Annotated in this window: 14 protein-coding genes and 3 tRNA genes; 10 read left to right on the top strand and 7 right to left on the bottom strand. The window is 71.5% G+C overall.

The features are described 5' to 3' along the window. Window positions 1-1,187 (top strand): S1C family serine protease (locus tag L0P92_RS31685; RefSeq protein WP_234766495.1); only part of this gene is annotated, 1,187 nt, incomplete at its 5' end. A 147-nt stretch (window positions 1,188-1,334) separates the two neighbouring features. Continuing rightward, window positions 1,335-1,419: transfer RNA gene (locus L0P92_RS31690), tRNA-Ser, on the top strand. Window positions 1,420-1,537: 118 nt separating this feature from the next. Here L0P92_RS31690 and L0P92_RS31695 read toward each other — a convergent pair. The 4 genes from L0P92_RS31695 to L0P92_RS31710 all read right to left on the bottom strand — a co-directional run bounded on the left by L0P92_RS31695 (window position 1,538) and on the right by L0P92_RS31710 (window position 3,949). Beyond that, complete coding sequence (locus tag L0P92_RS31695) at window positions 1,538-1,861, bottom strand: amphi-Trp domain-containing protein (protein ID WP_234766496.1); 324 nt, start codon at window positions 1,859-1,861, stop codon at window positions 1,538-1,540. A 35-nt stretch (window positions 1,862-1,896) separates the two neighbouring features. Beyond that, on the bottom strand, window positions 1,897-2,460 hold the full coding sequence (locus tag L0P92_RS31700; RefSeq protein WP_234766497.1) for a DinB family protein: 564 nt from the start codon (window positions 2,458-2,460) through the stop codon (window positions 1,897-1,899). A 93-nt stretch (window positions 2,461-2,553) separates the two neighbouring features. Beyond that, window positions 2,554-3,003, bottom strand: coding sequence for a hypothetical protein (locus L0P92_RS31705; protein WP_234766498.1), 450 nt, complete (start codon window positions 3,001-3,003; stop codon window positions 2,554-2,556). A 79-nt stretch (window positions 3,004-3,082) separates the two neighbouring features. Further along, complete coding sequence (locus L0P92_RS31710) at window positions 3,083-3,949, bottom strand: bifunctional DNA primase/polymerase (RefSeq protein WP_234766499.1); 867 nt, start codon at window positions 3,947-3,949, stop codon at window positions 3,083-3,085. Between the two features lie 376 nt (window positions 3,950-4,325). Between L0P92_RS31710 and L0P92_RS31715 the strand changes: the two genes are divergently transcribed. From L0P92_RS31715 to L0P92_RS31740, 6 genes are all read left to right on the top strand, one after another. After that, the gene (locus tag L0P92_RS31715; RefSeq protein WP_234766500.1) at window positions 4,326-4,652 is read left to right on the top strand and encodes a hypothetical protein; all 327 of its coding nucleotides are present in this window, start codon (window positions 4,326-4,328) and stop codon (window positions 4,650-4,652) included. A 296-nt stretch (window positions 4,653-4,948) separates the two neighbouring features. Next, the gene (locus L0P92_RS31720) at window positions 4,949-5,959 is read left to right on the top strand and encodes a bifunctional MaoC family dehydratase N-terminal/OB-fold nucleic acid binding domain-containing protein (RefSeq protein ID WP_372497362.1); all 1,011 of its coding nucleotides are present in this window, start codon (window positions 4,949-4,951) and stop codon (window positions 5,957-5,959) included. After that, entirely contained in the window at window positions 5,946-6,344 is a 399-nt protein-coding gene (locus L0P92_RS31725; protein ID WP_234766501.1) for a MaoC family dehydratase, read from the top strand. The genes L0P92_RS31720 and L0P92_RS31725 overlap by 14 nt, the downstream gene beginning before the upstream one ends. Continuing rightward, entirely contained in the window at window positions 6,341-7,507 is a 1,167-nt protein-coding gene (locus L0P92_RS31730) for a lipid-transfer protein (RefSeq protein WP_234766502.1), read from the top strand. Before L0P92_RS31725 ends, L0P92_RS31730 begins: the two co-directional genes overlap by 4 nt. A gap of 146 nt (window positions 7,508-7,653) precedes the next feature. Beyond that, window positions 7,654-8,214 (top strand): SigE family RNA polymerase sigma factor, encoded by a 561-nt coding sequence (locus tag L0P92_RS31735; RefSeq protein ID WP_234766503.1) that lies wholly within the window; start codon window positions 7,654-7,656, stop codon window positions 8,212-8,214. A gap of 171 nt (window positions 8,215-8,385) precedes the next feature. Beyond that, a complete protein-coding gene (locus tag L0P92_RS31740) occupies window positions 8,386-10,062 on the top strand; it encodes a long-chain fatty acid--CoA ligase (protein WP_234766504.1) in 1,677 nt (558 codons plus the stop codon). 135 nt (window positions 10,063-10,197) lie between these two features. On the opposite strand, the gene L0P92_RS31745 is transcribed toward L0P92_RS31740, so the two are convergent. Next, on the bottom strand, window positions 10,198-14,490 hold the full coding sequence (locus L0P92_RS31745; protein WP_234766505.1) for a response regulator: 4,293 nt from the start codon (window positions 14,488-14,490) through the stop codon (window positions 10,198-10,200). A gap of 348 nt (window positions 14,491-14,838) precedes the next feature. Beyond that, window positions 14,839-15,345 (bottom strand): SSI family serine proteinase inhibitor, encoded by a 507-nt coding sequence (locus L0P92_RS31750; RefSeq protein ID WP_234766506.1) that lies wholly within the window; start codon window positions 15,343-15,345, stop codon window positions 14,839-14,841. Between the two features lie 195 nt (window positions 15,346-15,540). Between L0P92_RS31750 and L0P92_RS31755 the strand changes: the two genes are divergently transcribed. Both L0P92_RS31755 and L0P92_RS31760 read left to right on the top strand, forming a co-directional pair. After that, window positions 15,541-15,631: transfer RNA gene (locus tag L0P92_RS31755), tRNA-Ser, on the top strand. Window positions 15,632-15,807: 176 nt separating this feature from the next. After that, window positions 15,808-15,880: transfer RNA gene (locus L0P92_RS31760), tRNA-Arg, on the top strand. 88 nt (window positions 15,881-15,968) lie between these two features. On the opposite strand, the gene L0P92_RS31765 is transcribed toward L0P92_RS31760, so the two are convergent. Next, window positions 15,969-16,220: DUF6233 domain-containing protein (locus tag L0P92_RS31765; protein WP_234766507.1), on the bottom strand; the 252-nt coding region annotated here is incomplete at its 5' end.

Below are 16,220 nucleotides of genomic sequence, written 5' to 3' on the forward strand. Positions count from 1 at the left end.
GGGTCGGCGCCGGCGGGGTGGGCGCGGGCTCCGGCTGGGGCACGACGTACCAGCAGCCGGAGCCGAAGTCCGGCCGCGGACGCGGTGGCCTGCTCGCCGCGGTCCTCATCGCCGCGCTGGTCGCGGGCGGTCTGGGCGGCGGCCTCGGCTACACGCTGGCCAAGAACGACGAGAACACCTCCTCGACGACCGTCTCCGCCTCCGACAGCGGCGGCTCGCTCAAGCGCGACCCGGGCACCGTCGCGGGCGTGGCCGCCACGGCGCTGCCGAGCACCGTCACCATCCAGGCCGAGAGCAGCGCGGGCGAGGGCGGGACCGGCACGGGCTTCGTCTTCGACAAGGAAGGCCACATCCTCACCAACAACCACGTGGTGGCCGACGCGGTCGACGGCGGCAAGCTCACGGCGACGTTCCCGAACGGCAAGAAGTACGACGCGGAGGTCGTCGGCCACGCGCAGGGCTACGACGTCGCGGTCATCAAGCTCAAGGACACCCCGGGAAACCTCAAGCCGTTGACGCTCGGCAACTCCGACAAGGTGGCGGTCGGTGACTCGACCATCGCGATCGGCGCCCCCTTCGGCCTCTCCAACACGGTCACCACGGGCATCATCAGCGCCAAGAACCGCCCGGTCGCCTCCAGCGACGGCACCGGGAGCAACGCGTCGTACATGAGCGCCCTACAGACCGACGCCTCGATCAACCCCGGCAACTCCGGCGGCCCGCTGCTGGACGCCCAGGGCAATGTGATCGGCATCAACTCCGCGATCCAGTCCGCGGCCAACGGCCTGGGCGGCACCAGCCAGTCCGGCTCGATCGGCCTCGGCTTCGCCATCCCGATCAACCAGGCCAAGTACGTCGCCGAGCAGCTGATCAAGACCGGCAAGCCGGTCTACGCCAAGATCGGTGCCTCCGTCTCCCTGGAGGACACCACCGACGGCGCCAAGATCACCGAACAGGGCGCCAGCGGCTCGGACGCGGTCGAGGCGGGCGGTCCCGCCGACAAGGCCGGCCTCAAGCCCGGTGACGTCATCACCAAGCTCGACGACAGGGTGATCGACTCCGGCCCCACCCTGATCGGCGAGATCTGGACCCACCAGCCCGGCGACAAGGTCACGATCACCTACGAACGAGACGGCCAGACCCGCACCGTCGACGTCACCCTGGGCTCCCGCACGGGCGACAGCTGACCCGACGGCCCCACGCGCGCGTACGGCTCGGCTCGGCCGACTTCGACAAGAGGGACCCAAGAAGGGACCCAAGAGGGGATCACCATCCCCGCACAGCGGGTGAGGCCGGTAGTCTGTACGCGCTCCGCCCCTGGTGGGCCGGGGCGAGGTGGGTTGCCCGAGCGGCCTAAGGGAACGGTCTTGAAAACCGTCGTGGCGCGAGTCACCGTGGGTTCAAATCCCACACCCACCGCACGATGAGCAGCGAGAACGGCCCTTGACCAGCGGAATCGGTCGGGGGCCGTACCCGTCGGCGCCCGTGGCCGAGCCGCTCACGACTTCTTCTCACGACTTCTTCTCACGACCTCTTCTCACGACCTCTTCGCGGCAGCCCGTTTCGCGGTTCTGCCCCCACCGGTGCGGGTCCCCCCGGAACTCGCAGGCGCGCCCTTCTGCCTGGTCCCGGTCCATGCGGTCGACCACTTGAGCTCGATCTCCAGCTCGATCTCCCCGTCACCGACCTCGACCTCGATCTCGCTGCGAAGATCGGCGGGGATCCGCAGACTCAAGGTCCACGGCTCGAGTTCCAGTTCGGCGTCGCCGCCCTGCCTCAGCGCGGCCGCGAGCGCCGCGAGCTGATCAGCCGCCTCAAGGCGGGACAGCGAGCGCTTCTGCTCAAACTTGAGGTCCGACATGGCCTCTCCGATCCAGCGCGCGAACAGCTGACAGTTCACATTGTGGAACGAGGATCCGAAGGGGACATCTCGGTCCCCTTCGCGGCAGTGCGCAGCAGCCGTAGCTGGCCGATCTCCGCGACGTTCTTCATCAGTTCGGCGTTCGCCCAGCCGATCATGTGGGCGAGGGTGTACTGCGGGTCGTTCGGCCAGGGGAACGGTGCCGTGGCGTCCAGGGCCGTGTCGTCGAGCGAGTCCAGCGCCGCCAGCCAGTCCGTGCGCAGGTCGCGCAGCCAGGTGATGGTCGACTCGCCGTCACCGGGCCAGGTGACGGCGGTGCGCTCGCGGGGCGGGTGGCCGCGCAGATGGTCGGTGGCCACGCTCCACCACCAGCCGATGTGCCAGCTCACCCACGCGATCGTCGGTACGGGGACGGGGTCGGGCTCGGTCTCGGCCCAGTCCGGCACCCAGGTGCCGTCGGCGGTCTGACGCACCGTCCAGCACAGCGGCCCCGGCTCCCACAGGAAGTCCTCGGGCCGCAGCCGCTCCAGGTGGTACTCGAACAATGCCCAGGTCAGGTCGAACTGCCCGCGCAGCAGCTCACGTCGGGAAGCGCTCATCGGCCGAGCCTGGCACAGGGGCTCCCTTCCGGGGCAAGCCGATTTCTCGGCCACGGCCGGTTCTGGAGCGGGGCCGCAAGGCCGGCGGCCGCCCTAGAGCTCGTAGTCCCGTGCCAAGCTCTCCCAGTCCACGCCCCGCAGCGTCTCCTCCGCGTCGCAGCCGTACGGCACGCGCGCGGTGGGCTGGAACCAGACGATCGTCAGGGCCGAGCGGCGCAGGACGGGGTCGTGGTCGCGGTCGAGGGCGGTGGAGTGGAAGGCGCCGACACAGGCCACGGCGGGCAGCACCTCGACCGGGCCGAACGCGCCCGCGTACTGGTCGGGATACTCGCGCCGCGGCGGGACGAGGTGGACCGGCACGGAGGGGTGGGCGCGTGCCGCGGCGCGGACGAGGCCCTTGATCTTCAGGTCGTTGACCGGCTTGCACGGATAGCCCTCCAGCGTCCCGAGCATGCCGAGCATCCCGCCGTACGTCGCGGACAGCCGCAGCTCGGAGAGGTCGAGCGAGCGGCCGGAGGTGAGGATGACGCGGGCGAGCGACATGGTCGGCGCTTGTGGGCGGTGGTGCATCGTGCTCCCGTGCATGTTCAAGCCCCGGTCGGGCGTCTGGCGTCTGCGTCCGTCAGGGCCGGTGCCCCGTCATCCGCGCCGCCGACGCGATCGTTGCGCGGGCCTCGCGTTCAGTCAGGCCGGTGTTGAGCGCCGCCTCGACGAGGGGGTCGACGAGGGCGGGGCCGATGCCGTCCTCGTAGGCGCGGCAGGCGGCCCAGAACAGGCGGGTGTTGCGCTGGCCCTCGTGCGCGGCGAGCACGAACTGGACGAGCCCCTGGCCGTGGCCGCCGGCCGAGGGGGGCGTGAAGTGGTGCGTGCGGGGCGGCGGGAGCAGGAGGCGCAGAAGGGCGCGCGGGCAGGGCGCGGGGCCGATGTGGGAGGTGCCGGGGGCGGTGCTGTAGACGCCGTGGTCGGTGCGGGAGCCGGGGCCGACGAGGTAGCCGCCGGCGCCCCGGATGTCGATGCCGGGTGCGAGGCGGCTCGCGGAGTTGGGGACGACGACTTCCGGTGGGCCGGTCAGCCAGAGGTGGCGGCCGCCGCTCGGGGTCAGGACGACGACCGTGGGCGGAATCGTGAACAGGTGGCGCAGGGCCAGTTCTCGCAGGGCGGCGGAGGCGTCCGTACCGGATTTGGTGTCGAGGTCGATGCCGATGAGGTGGTGCGGAGGCAGGCCGCAGGCGATGCCGTAGCCCGTGGCCCAAGGTGCGGCGGCGAAGAGTTCGCGGATGCGGGTGGGGTCGGTGGAGGCGTCGTAGACCCCGTGCCCGAAGCGGCCGCACTCGCCGTGGCAGGGGGCGGGGTCGGTGTCGTCGCGGTGCGGGGAGCGCAGGGCCGGGAGCTTCGTCCGGGACAGGGGGATGACGGCCAGTCCGCGCTCGGCGGCTGACAGGGCGTGTGCGAGGGCCAGCGTCGTGGCCTGCCGGTCGGTGGTGGCCATGCCTCTATGTTCGTACGAGTGTTCGAAAAATGGAAGGGGTGACGGGTGTGACCTGCCGCCGACGCGCCGGTCCACGGCGAATGGCCGGAAGGCTGCCGGAACCTTTCCCCTCTTGTGGCACATGGGGTGTGACTGCCCGAACTGCCCTGACGTGAGCGCTGTAAGTGGCGAAAGGGGTTTATCGACTTGTCATCACGCTTCAGGGCGAATAGGGGCTTCCGGGGTGGTTCGCCGGGGATTCGGTGGGCAACTCTGATCTCGCGACGTCGTGCAGAACTCCGGGGCGGTCGGCCAACTGCCCTGGAAAGCGCAGTACTTCATGCACCACCAATGCGTCCGGCGGGGAGCCTGGGCGCACCTGTTCTGGAGGAACAACATGGCAAGCATCCGTACCGCCCGCGTCATCGCCGCCGTCTCCGCCCTCCCGCTGGCCGCCGTTCTGTTCGCCGGCGTCGCGACGGCTGACAGCGGCGCATTCGCGGACGACGGATCCAGTGCGGCCGTCACGAACGCCGCGCAGGGCCTCATCGGCAGTGGGGTCGGCGGCGACAACTACGGCAACTCGTCCACCACCCAGCAGCAGGCGACCGGCTCCGGCGCCTCGAACCAGAGCAACACGGCCCAGGTCAACGGCTCCGCGTTCACGTCGGTCAACCAGGGCAACGACAACACGTCCGTCAACTTCACCCCTCTGTGGTGGTGAGCTGAGGAGGCCGGTGCCCGGTGCTCACCACCGGCCTCCTCGGAGTTGTGTGGGGTGTGCTCTGTGGGGTGTGACGCGTCTGCGCGGCGGTACTTCGGTACTGCCGCGCAGGCGTTTTCGCGCTGCTCCCGGGCGGCCTTGACAGTAGCCCTCATCTGACGGACAGTCAGAAACCTTCGTGGGGCCCGCGGATTTTCGTGGGAACCGGATCGGCGTTCGCGGTGTACCAGAAGTGTCAGTGCGAAGCGCCGTGGGGCGATGAGGGTGAGGGGGCGACGGTGAGCTACGAACCGGTGGTGAGCCATGAGGCGAAAGCGGAGGCGGCGGCTGAACCGGGCGACGTGTTCGAGACCCGGCTGAAGGTCTACGAGGGGCAGCGTGCCGCCGTGTCCCGCGTCGGCAAGGACCCCGTCAACGCCCCCATGATCCGCCACTGGTGCGAGGCGATGGGGGACACCAACCCTGCGTACTCGGGACCGGACGCCATCGCCCCGCCTACCATGCTCCAGGCATGGACCATGAGCGGCCTCTCCGGCCACACGAGAGGCACGCACGCGTACGACGAGCTGCTCGGCCTGCTCGACGACGCCGGCTACACCTCCGTGGTCGCCACGGACTGCGAGCAGGAGTATCTACGGCCCCTGCGGCCCGGGGACGAGATCACCTACGACTCGGTGATCGAGTCGGTCTCGGCGAAGAAGACGACCAAGCTCGGCACGGGGTACTTCGTCACGACCCGCATGGACATCCGCGTCGGCCCCGACCTCGCCGGCACCCACCGCTTCCGCATCCTCAAGTACGCGCCACTACGCAGAGCAGACCGCCCGGCAGCCGGCCCGGCCCGGCGCGACCAGTCGCAGAAGCCTTCACGTCCCCGCCCCGTCATCAACCGCGACAACGCCGAATTCTGGGAGGGCGTCCAGCGGCACAGACTGCTCATCCAGCGCTGCACCGGCTGCGGCACTCTGCGCCACCCCTGGCTGCCCGGCTGCAACGCCTGCGGCGGACTCGACTGGGACACGGTCGAGGCGAGCGGTGAGGGGACGGTCTATTCGTACGTCGTGATGCACCACCCGCCCTTCCCCGCCTTCGACCCGCCCTACGCGGTCGGCCTGATCGAACTGGCCGAGGGGGTGCGGATGATCGGCAACGTGCTGGGTGTGCCGTACGACAAGGTCCGGATCGGGCTGCCGGTGCGGCTCGAATTCCGGGAGTACGACGAGGAGTTGGTGCTGCCGATCTGGTGCGCTCAAGAGGGTGCCGCTCAGGAGGGTGCTGCTCAGGAGGGTCTGTATGAACACCGGTGACGAACTGCCCCCGCTGGAGATCCCGATCACCCGCACACTGATCGTCGCCGGGGCCATCGCCTCACGCGACTACCAGGACGTCCACCACGACCCCGAGCTGGCCCGCCAGAAGGGCTCCCCGGACATCTTCATGAACATCCTGACGACGAACGGCCTGGTCGGCCGCTACATCACCGACCACTTCGGACCGACGGCCGAACTGCGCAAGGTGGCCATACGACTCGGGGCGCCCAACTACCCGGGAGACACGATGGTGTTGACGGGACGCGTCGAGGCGGTCGACGGGGATACGGCGACGGTTCGGGTGGTCGGCGCGAACGGCATCGGCAAGCACGTGACCGGCACGGTGACGGTCACCCTCCCTCCGTCGGAGGGCCTGACATGAGCGTGCGGAGGAAGGACGCCCTGGCCGGGCGGGCGGCCATCGTCGGTGTCGGGGCCACCGAGTTCTCCAAGGACTCGGGGCGCAGTGAGCTGCGGCTGGCCGTGGAGGCGGTGCGGGCCGCCCTGGACGACGCCGGGCTGACACCGGGGGACGTGGACGGGATGGTGACGTTCACGATGGACACCAGCCCGGAGATCACCGTGGCCCAGGCATGCGGGATGGGGGAGCTGTCCTTCTTCTCCCGTGTGCACTACGGCGGCGGCGCGGCCTGCGCGACGGTCCAGCAGGCGGCGCTCGCCGTGGCGGCGGGAGTCGCCGAGGTGGTGGTCTGCTACCGGGCCTTCAACGAGCGGTCGGGCCGGAGATTCGGCTCGGGCGTACAGCACCGGGAGCCCTCGGCGGAGGGCGCGGCGCTGGGCTGGTCCCTGCCGTTCGGACTGCTCACCCCGGCCTCCTGGGTGGCGATGGCGGCCCAGCGGTATCTGCACACCTATGGGCTGACGCCGGAGGTGTTCGGGCATGTGGCGGTGACCGACCGCAAGTACGCGGCGACGAACCCGGCCGCCTACTTCCACGGCAGACCCATCACCCTCGCCGACCACGCGGCCTCGCGCTGGATCGTCGAGCCGCTGCGGCTGCTGGACTGCTGCCAGGAGACGGACGGCGGCCAGGCGATCGTCGTCACCTCCGTCGAGCGGGCCCGTGACCTGCCCCACCCGGCGGCCGTCATAGCGGCGGGGGCCCAGGGCGCCGGCCGGGGGCAGGAGCAGATGACGAGCTTCTACCGGGACGACCTCACCGGCCTGCCCGAGATGGCCGTGGTGGCACGGCAGCTGTGGCGGACGGCGGGGCTGGGACCGGAGGAGATCGACGTGGGGATCCTGTACGACCACTTCACTCCGTACGTCGTCATGCAACTGGAGGAGTTCGGGTTCTGCGGGAAGGGCGAGGGAGGGGGCTTCGTGGCCGAGGAGCGGTTGCCGCTCAACACGCATGGAGGGCAGCTCGGGGAGGCGTATCTGCACGGGATGAACGGGATCGCGGAGGGGGTGAGACAGGTGCGGGGCACGTCCGTGAACCAGATATCCGGGGCGGAAAGGGTGCTGGTGACGGCGGGGACCGGGGTGCCGACCTCGGGGCTGGTTCTTACTGCCGAGCGATGACCCCCAGGGGTAATCCCGCAGTAGGGGTCCCCCGCTCGTCCACCTTCAGGAGGTGGAGCCAGCCCCACCCCTACAACCTGAGGCGGACCTGGCTTCGGCACCTGCGGCCGATCCGCTGAAGCAGGGCCCGCTCATAGCGTGGAGCCATGACCACACCCGTCTGCACCAGCGCTTCCGACGCCGCGACGCGGTCCCTTCCGAACGCGACGTATCCCTCCTTCACGTCGTACATGAGGGCCCGCCAGCCGGTGCTGCTGCGTACCGCGCGGTCGCTGACCGCGAACCCGAGCGACGCGGAGGACCTGCTGCAGACGGCGCTCACCAAGACATACGTGGCCTGGGAGCGCATCGAGGACCATCGCGCCCTCGACGGCTATGTGCGCAGGGCGCTGCTGAACACGCGGACGTCGCAGTGGCGCAAGCGCAAGGTCGACGAGTTCGCCTGCGACGAGCTGCCCGAGCCGGAGCCGATGCCCGGTCACGACAACGACCCGGCCGAGCAGCAGGCGCTGCACGACGCCATGTGGCGCGCGATCATGCGGCTGCCCGCACGGCAGCGGGCCATGGTCGTCCTGCGGTACTACGAGGATCTCAGCGAGGTCCAGACGGCCGAGGTGCTCGGAGTCTCCGTCGGCACGGTGAAGTCGGCGGTGTCGAGAGCGCTCGGGAAGCTGCGTGAGGATCCTGAGCTGGGGCTGGTTCGGTAGGACCGGGGCACGGGGCACGGCGTAGGCCGAAGGAAGGGCGCCGCGGGTTTCACGCCGCCTGTAGCGGGAGAGCTCTGTGAACGCAACGTGACATGATCGATCGCCCGACCCTAGTGACATACCGCGCGGTATGCGCGCAGAATCTCCGCAACCCTTACTACCGCGTAGGCAATGTCGCCCCGGGAGGACGCCGTGCTGAGCACCATGCAGGACGTACCGCTGCTGATCTCGAGGATCCTGACCCACGGGTCGACGATCCACGGCTCATCGCAGGTCATCACATGGACCGGCGAGGCCGAGCCGCACCGCCGTTCCTTCGCCGAGGTCGGAGCCCGGGCGGCACAGCTGGCGCACGCCCTGCGCGAGGACCTGGGCGTGACCGGCGACGAACGCGTCGCGACCCTGATGTGGAACAACGCCGAGCACGTCGAGGCCTACTTCGCGATCCCCTCCATGGGCGCGATCCTGCACACCCTGAACCTGCGCCTCCCGGCCGAGCAGCTGGCCTGGATCGTCAACCACGCGGCCGACCGGGTCGTCATCGCCAACGGTTCGCTCCTCCCCCTGCTCGCCCCGCTCCTGCCCCACCTCAAGACGGTGGAGCACGTGGTGGTGTCGGGGCCGGGTGACCGTTCCGGGCTGGCTGCCGCCGACGTCCAGGTGCACGAGTACGAGGACCTGATCGCCGGGAAGCCGACGACGTACGACTGGCCGGAGCTGGACGAGCGTCAGGCCGCCTCCATGTGCTACACGTCCGGGACGACCGGGGACCCGAAGGGCGTCGTCTACTCCCACCGTTCGGTCTACCTGCACTCCATGCAGGTCAACATGACCCAGTCGATGGGTCTGACGGACCAGGACACCTCGCTGATCGTGGTGCCGCAGTTCCACGTCAACGCCTGGGGCCTGCCGCACGCCACCTTCATGACCGGCGTCAACATGCTGATGCCGGACCGCTTCCTGCAGCCCGCGCCGCTCGCCGAGATGATCGAGGGCGAGAAGCCGACCCACGCGGCCGCCGTGCCCACCATCTGGCAGGGCCTGCTCGCCGAGCTCACCGCGAAGCCCCGGGACGTGTCCTCCCTCGGCCAGGTCACCATCGGCGGTTCGGCGTGCCCGCCCTCGCTGATGGCGGCGTTCGACAAGCTGGGCATGCGGGTCTGCCACGCCTGGGGCATGACGGAGACCTCCCCGCTCGGCACGGTCGCCCGCCCGCCGGCCCACGCGGTCGGCACCGAGGAGGAGTTCGCGTACCGGCTCACCCAGGGCCGTTTCCCGACGAGCGTCGAGGCCCGCCTCACCGGCCCCGGCGGCGAGCGCATCCCGTGGGACGGCGAGTCGGCCGGCGAGCTGGAGGTCCGCGGCCCCTGGATCGCGGGCGCCTACTACAACGGCCCCGACTCCGAACCGCTGCGCCCGGCCGACAAGTTCAGCGAGGACGGCTGGCTGAAGACCGGCGACGTCGGCATCATCTCCCCGGACGGCTTCCTCACCCTCACCGACCGCGCCAAGGACGTCATCAAGTCCGGCGGCGAGTGGATCTCCTCGGTCGAGCTGGAGAACGCGCTGATGTCCCACCCGGACGTCGCCGAGGCCGCGGTGGTCGCCGTCCCCGACGACAAGTGGGGCGAGCGGCCGCTGGCCACGGTCGTCCTCAAGGAGGGCGCCACCACCGACTTCGCGTCTCTGCGCGCCTTCCTCGCCGACGAGGGCAAGATCGCCAAGTGGCAGCTGCCGGAGCGCTGGACGGTCATCGAGTCGGTGCCGAAGACCAGCGTCGGCAAGTTCGACAAGAAGGTGCTGCGCAGGCAGTACGCCGAGGGTGGGCTGGACGTCACGCAGCTCTGACGGGGCGCCCCAGGAGTTGCCGGGAACTGTCGCCGGGTGGCCGCGGATTGTTCGTGGTTGATCGCGCCCACGCGGCGGCAGCCGCACATCGATACAGCCCCGCGCCCCTGAAAAGGGGCGCTTTGGCACTGCCGGTCAGTTCGTCCCGATCCTCGCCAGCAGGTCCACGATCCGGGCCTGCACCTCGTTGCTCGTCGAACGCTCCGCCAGGAACAGAACCGTCTCGCCGGAGGCCAGCCGCGGCAGGTCCGCCTGGTCGACGGCGGCGGTGTAGACGACGAGCGGGGTGCGGTTGAGCTGCCCGTTCGCACGGAGCCAGTCGACGATCCCGGCCCGCCGGTGGTGCACCTGCATGAGGTCCATCACGACCAGGTTCGGCCGGAAGTCCCCCGCCAGCGCCACCGCGTCCGCGTCACTCGCGGCCCGCGCCACCTGCATCCCGCGCCGCTCCAACGTCGAGGTCAGCGCCAGCGCGATCTCCGCGTGCTCCTCGATCAGCAGCACACGCGGCGGGTGCTGCTCACTGTCCCGGGGCGCCAGCGCCTTGAGGAGTACGGCCGGATCGGCGCCGTACGCCGCCTCCCGCGAGGCCTGTCCGAGCCCCGCCGTCACCATCACCGGCACCGAGGCGGCGACCGCGGCCTGCCGCAACGACTGCAGCGCGGTCCGTGTGATCGGCCCGGTCAGCGGGTCGACGAACAGCGCGGCCGGGAACGCCGCGATCTGCGCGTCGACCTCCTCGCGCGAGTGCACGATGACGGGCCGGTAGCCCCGGTCGCTCAGCGCCTGCTGGGTCGTCACATCCGGTGCGGGCCACACCAGCAGCCGACGCGGGTTGTCGAGCGGCTCCGGGGGCAGTTCGTCGTCCATCGGCTGCGGCCGCGGCGTGTCGGCGACCTCGACGGCCCCGCCCGGCCCGTCCAACGGCTCGGGGCCCTCGGCGGCGTTCTCGTCCGGGGCGCCTATGGCGTACGACCGTCCGGCGCCCTCGGTCATCGGCGCGAGCCGCGACTGCCCGGCCAGTGACGGCTGGGGCTGAGGCTGCCCGCCGAGCGAGGGCTGCGCCTGCGGTTGCGGCAGCGGCTGTGCGGGCACCGGCGCCTGTTCGGCGGGCGGATGCGGACGCGCCGCCTGCTCCGTCGAGGCACCGGCCCGCGCGGCGGGGTCGGGCGGCGTACCCAGCTTGCGGCGCCGTCCGCCGTTGGTCTGGTGCGGGGGAGGCGTCGCCGACGACGGCGCGGGCGCCGCGGGCTGCTGCACCTGCGCCGCCTGCCGCGTGAACGGCACCCCCTGCCCCAGCGTCCGCACACTGATCGCACGCCCCTGCGTCGAGTTCGGATCCACAGGGGCCGCCCCGGCAGCGGCGCCGGCCTCGGCCGGCAACGGCTGCGCCGCCGCGGCGGCCTCCGGAGGCAGCGGCGTGCCCGGCGCGGGCTTGGGGGCGTTCGGATGCGGCGGTACGGCGGTGGCGGCGACGTTCGCCGGTACGGCCGTCCCCGCGTCGGGGGTGTCATCGGCGGCCGGCCACGGCTGAGGAGCCGTGACGCCCGGCGCGGAAGTGCCCTGCTCGGTGGCCGCCTCGGCGGGAAGAGCCCGCCCCGGGGCGGGCTGGGGCGGACCGGCCTGCACGGGAGCGGCTTGTGCGTTAGCCGCTTGTGCAGTGGCGGCCTGACCAGTGGCCGCTTGCGCCGAAGCCACCTGCGCCGGAGCAGCCGACCCCGTGCCGCCGCCCTGCGCAGCCGTACCGACCGCTTCGGCCGGCTGGCCCACGGCCCGTCGGCGACGCCCGGTCGGCGCGCTGGTGGGGTGCGGCTGAGGCGGGGTGTGGTCCTCGGCCTGATCGTGCGGCACGGCGTCGTGCCGACCCTCGTCGACGAGTACGTCCCGGGGAGCCCCCTGCCCGGGAACCGCGACCGGAACCGGGGCCTGCCCCGGAGCCACGGGCGCAGCCGGCTCGGAGCCACCGTTGCCCGAAGCCTCCACCGGAGCGGCGGCAGCACGGTCCGCCTCGGCGGGCGGCAGCGCGAACACCGGACGGGGCCCCGCCTCCTGCGCCTGCGCGGCGCGCTCGGCCGCCGCGGCCAGGGCACGTCGACGTCGGCCCGTCGGCTGAGGAGCCTCGCCCGAACCGGCCGTACCGGGCCCGGAAGGCGTCTGAGCGGCGTCACCGGCCGCGGGCAGGGCGGGCGGCAGCGCGTGCTGCTCCCCGCCGTCGCGCCGGGCGCGTCGTCCACCGGGGGCGGGCACGCCCTGCGGCGGTACGGTCCCGCCCAGGTTGTTCCCGGCGGCCGCGGTCCCCGCCGCATGCTCGGCGGCCGTGACGACGGCCCCCTCGGCAACGCCGTCCTGGCCGACGCCCTCCTGGACGCCGACACCGTCCTGGCCGCCCACGCCCTCCTGACCGACCTCGGCCGGCCGGCCGCGCCGCCGTCCGGTACCGCCGGAGGCCTCGCCGCCCGCGTCCCCGGCACCCTGGGGGAGTTCGGGTGCGGCCGCCGCGCGCCTGCGCCGACGTCCGGTGGGCGCCGCACCCTCGGCGTCCGCCGCCCCGCCCTCGCCGTCGGCGCCGGGCGTGTCGCTCTCCAGGAAGGCGTCCACGGAGGACCGCCGGGCCCGCCGCCGTCCGCCACCGCCACTCTGCGCGGCCTGCTCGGAGGCCTGCTCAATACCCTGCTCAATACCCTGCTCGGCACCCTGGGCGGCGCCCTCGGTCCCGTCACCGGCCTCAAGGGCGGCCGGGCCGCCGGGGGCGGCGGCAACCGCGCCGGCCCCGCCCCCGATGGGCACTTCGAGGACGTACGCGCTGCCGCTCATCCCCGGCACGTCGTGCGTCTGGAGCACCCCGCCGTGGGCCCGCACGATCCCGCGCACGATCGGCTCGTGCACCGGGTCTCCCCCGGCATACGGCCCGCGCACCTCGATCCGTACGACCTCACCGCGCTGCGCCGCCGCGACCACGACGGTGTTGTCCATGTAACCGCCCGCCGACACCGGCGAGTTCCCGGTCGCGTCGACCCCCGCGACATCCGCGACGAGATGCGCGAGCGCGGTGGCCAGGCGCTGCGGGTCGACCTCGGCCTCGATGGGCGGCGCGTGCACGGCGAACTGCACCCGCCCGGGCCCGATGAGCTCGACGGCCCCGTCGACACCCGCGGCGACCACGGCGTCGAGCATCACCTTCGTACGAACGATCCCGGCGCCGCCCGTGTCGAGCTGCTGGTAGCCGAGGACGTTGTCGATGAGCGTCGTGATGCGCGAATAGCCGGCCGACAGATGGTGCAGCACCTGGTTGGCCTCGGGCCACAACTGCCCCGCGTCGTCCGCGGCGAGCGCGGCCAGCTCACGACGGAGCTCGTCGAGCGGGCCCCGCAGCGAACGGGCGAGCAGGGTCAGCAACTGCTCGTGCCGGCCCGCCAGCGCCTCGTACCGGTCCTTCTCCCGCTCCCCGAGCGCGGCGTAGCGCTCCTCGCCCGCCGCGAGTTCCTCCTCGTGCCGCTCCTTGAGCTCCTCCAGCTCGGCGACGTGCTTCTGCCGCAGCGCGGTCAGCTCGGAGGCGTGCTCCTCGGCGAGCCGCTCCAGCTCCTCGGCGTGCTGCTTCTCGGCGGCGGTCTTCTCCTCGGCGAGGGCGTCGAAGGGCCGCCGGTCGGCGAAGGTCATCACGGCGCCGACGAGTTGGTCCCCGTCGCGCACCGGCGCGGTCGTCAGGTCGACCGGCACCTTGTCGCCGTTCTTGGCGAACAGCACCTGCCCGCGCACCCGGTGCTTGCGCCCCGAGCGCAGGGTGTCGGCGAGCGGGGACTCCTCGTACGGGAAGGGGGAGCCGTCGGGACGGGAGTGCAGGACGAGCGTGTGCAGCTCCCTGCCGCCCAGGTCACTGGCCCGGTAACCCAGTATCTGGGCGGCGGCCGGGTTGACGAGGACGATCCGCCCGTCGGTGTCGGTGCCGACGACGCCCTCGGAGGCGGCGCGCAGGATCATCTCGGTCTGCCGCTGCGAACGCGCCAGCTCGGCCTCGGTGTCGACGGTCCCGGAGAGGTCCCGCACGACGAGCATCAGCAGCTCGTCACCCGTGTAGCCATAGCTGTCGTAGGCCTGCTGGCTGTTCTCGAGATTCGCGGACGTGACCTCGACCGGGAACTCGCTCCCGTCGGTCCGCCGGGCCATCATCCGGGTCGGCTTGGTCCGTCCCTGCGGGTCCATGTGATCGGGCCGCCGCATGGACCCCGGGATCAGCTTCGAGTCGAACTGCGGCAGCAGATCGAGCAGCCCCCGCCCCACCAGCGCGGTGCCCGGCGCCTCGAAGGCCTCCAGGGCGATGGTGTTGGCGTTGACGACGGTCCCATTGGCGTTGACCAGCACCAACGCATCGGGAAGCGCGTCGAGTATGGCTGCGAGGCGAGCAGCGCCTCGGGATGGCCTGCTGCTCACGAGACGCTTCCTCCCTGTTACCGCACCTTGCCGACCGCTCGGGCCATCTTGCCAACCGGCCCGCGGCGTGTCACGCGAGGGAGTCTAAGGGCTGGGGTTGCGCTCGCGACGCCGGATGAGAGGCAGGTCGCACGACGAAGTGACCCAGAACGTGTGACCGACTGTGCCGACGTCGTCTCCTGTGTCCTTCCGGCGTCCTTCCGGCCTCGTCCCGGCGTACTTCCGGCTTCGCGAGACCTTCGCGGGACCTTTACGGAGCCGTTGCTGGCGCCATGGAAAGTCTGTACGACGACGTACCGGACCCCCTGCTTCCCTGACCGGGCTGGCCCGACCGGTGGCCTACGGCCGCTACGGCTGCCCCGTCTGCCGCAGGTCGGGAAGCAGCGGCACGAGCCGGTCCCACCGCGCGATCTCGCAGCCGTCCGCACGGTCGAACCGCGCGTCGACGGGACGCCCGGCCCAGGTGCCGGTGACATGAGCGGTGGCCGCCCCGCCGTACTGCATGGTGCAGAAGCTGCCCTGCGGTACGGGGGCGAAGGTGTCCTTGCCCCAACGGGTACCGCTGTCGAGCGCGGCACAGGCGCCGTCGGCGTCGGGGTGATCGCCCCCGGCCGGATGACAGGACAGCTCGTACATCCCGTCGGCACCGCCGCCGGCGTCGCGGACGGTGACGGTGAGGTGATCGCCGGAGCGGCCGGCGTCCTGGAGGGACGGGGAGGCGAGGGAGAGCGGCGCGGCGTGGGCGTACGCGGCGGGCGCTAGGGCGGTGGAGCCGACGGCGGCGAGGGAGCCCGCGGTGACGAGGAGGGCCCGGCGAAGGCGCCCGGCCGTGGCGGAACGGTTGACCTGCAACATGACCTGACTAACGCCGCACACCCCCGGACGTTGCGCCCGCCCCCGCGACATGGCCGGCCCTCGCCCCGAAGCGCGCCGGGAAGAGCTTTGCCCTGCGGCCTCCCCGCCTAGTACCGTGGAGGTCGATTGGTGACAGCACGCTCGACTGTGTCATCATCTGCACGCACCACTCGCGCTCGCGCGGGCGGCTGTGCTGGAGGCGTCGCCTAGTCCGGTCTATGGCGCCGCACTGCTAATGCGGTTTGGGCCTTAAAGCCCATCGAGGGTTCAAATCCCTCCGCCTCCGCGCCAGATCACGAAGCCCCGGTCCCACGGACCGGGGCTTCGTCGTTCCTTATGACTGTTTCCGCAGGTCACAAGGGGTGCGGCAAACGGATTTCACATGGCGGCGGCAGTCATGTAATGTTCTTCCTGTCGCCGCGAGCGGGCCGGAAGGGCCGGGAGCGACGGAAAACAGAACAAGCACTCGTAGCTTAACGGATAGAGCATCTGACTACGGATCAGAAGGTTGCAGGTTCGAATCCTGCCGAGTGCACACAGACCAGAGGCCCCGGAGAGATCCGGGGCCTCTGGCGTTTTTCGGGTGGTTGGAAAGTCTGTTGGCGGTGCCGAGGTTTCGTCGGCTAGTCCAGGATCCCCAACTCGCTGTCAGGGCGGCAGAACGCGCACGGTTCGATGTTGGGGTCGGTGAGGGCGGCTCGGGCCTCGTGAGGGCTGATCGGGTGTGCGGTGCCCTCGGTCATCGTGCAGTCGGTCGTGTGGATCACGGCGGGTTCCGGGCCGTCGGGGGTGCGCTTCTGCTGGACGGCGTAGGACTTGGGGTGGCCGGGGGTGAAGGAGGGGCGCGGCGGTCGGCGGCGCTCCCCTCCTTCACC

The sequence above is a fragment of the Streptomyces muensis genome, from assembly GCF_021474425.1.
In the GTDB taxonomy this organism is placed as follows: domain Bacteria; phylum Actinomycetota; class Actinomycetes; order Streptomycetales; family Streptomycetaceae; genus Streptomyces; species Streptomyces muensis.

What these genes read in the sequence shown, in the direction of transcription:
- L0P92_RS31695 (WP_234766496.1), bottom strand. Translation starts at nt 1,861, where the DNA reads ATGTCGGACCTCAAGTTTGAGCAGAAGCGCTCGCTGTCCCGCCTTGAG.
- L0P92_RS31700 (WP_234766497.1), bottom strand. Translation starts at nt 2,460, where the DNA reads ATGAGCGCTTCCCGACGTGAGCTGCTGCGCGGGCAGTTCGACCTGACC.
- L0P92_RS31705 (WP_234766498.1), bottom strand. Translation starts at nt 3,003, where the DNA reads ATGTCGCTCGCCCGCGTCATCCTCACCTCCGGCCGCTCGCTCGACCTC.
- L0P92_RS31710 (WP_234766499.1), bottom strand. Translation starts at nt 3,949, where the DNA reads ATGGCCACCACCGACCGGCAGGCCACGACGCTGGCCCTCGCACACGCC.
- L0P92_RS31715 (WP_234766500.1), top strand. Translation starts at nt 4,326, where the DNA reads ATGGCAAGCATCCGTACCGCCCGCGTCATCGCCGCCGTCTCCGCCCTC.
- L0P92_RS31725 (WP_234766501.1), top strand. Translation starts at nt 5,946, where the DNA reads ATGAACACCGGTGACGAACTGCCCCCGCTGGAGATCCCGATCACCCGC.
- L0P92_RS31730 (WP_234766502.1), top strand. Translation starts at nt 6,341, where the DNA reads ATGAGCGTGCGGAGGAAGGACGCCCTGGCCGGGCGGGCGGCCATCGTC.
- L0P92_RS31735 (WP_234766503.1), top strand. Translation starts at nt 7,654, where the DNA reads ATGACCACACCCGTCTGCACCAGCGCTTCCGACGCCGCGACGCGGTCC.
- L0P92_RS31740 (WP_234766504.1), top strand. Translation starts at nt 8,386, where the DNA reads ATGTCGCCCCGGGAGGACGCCGTGCTGAGCACCATGCAGGACGTACCG.
- L0P92_RS31750 (WP_234766506.1), bottom strand. Translation starts at nt 15,345, where the DNA reads ATGTTGCAGGTCAACCGTTCCGCCACGGCCGGGCGCCTTCGCCGGGCC.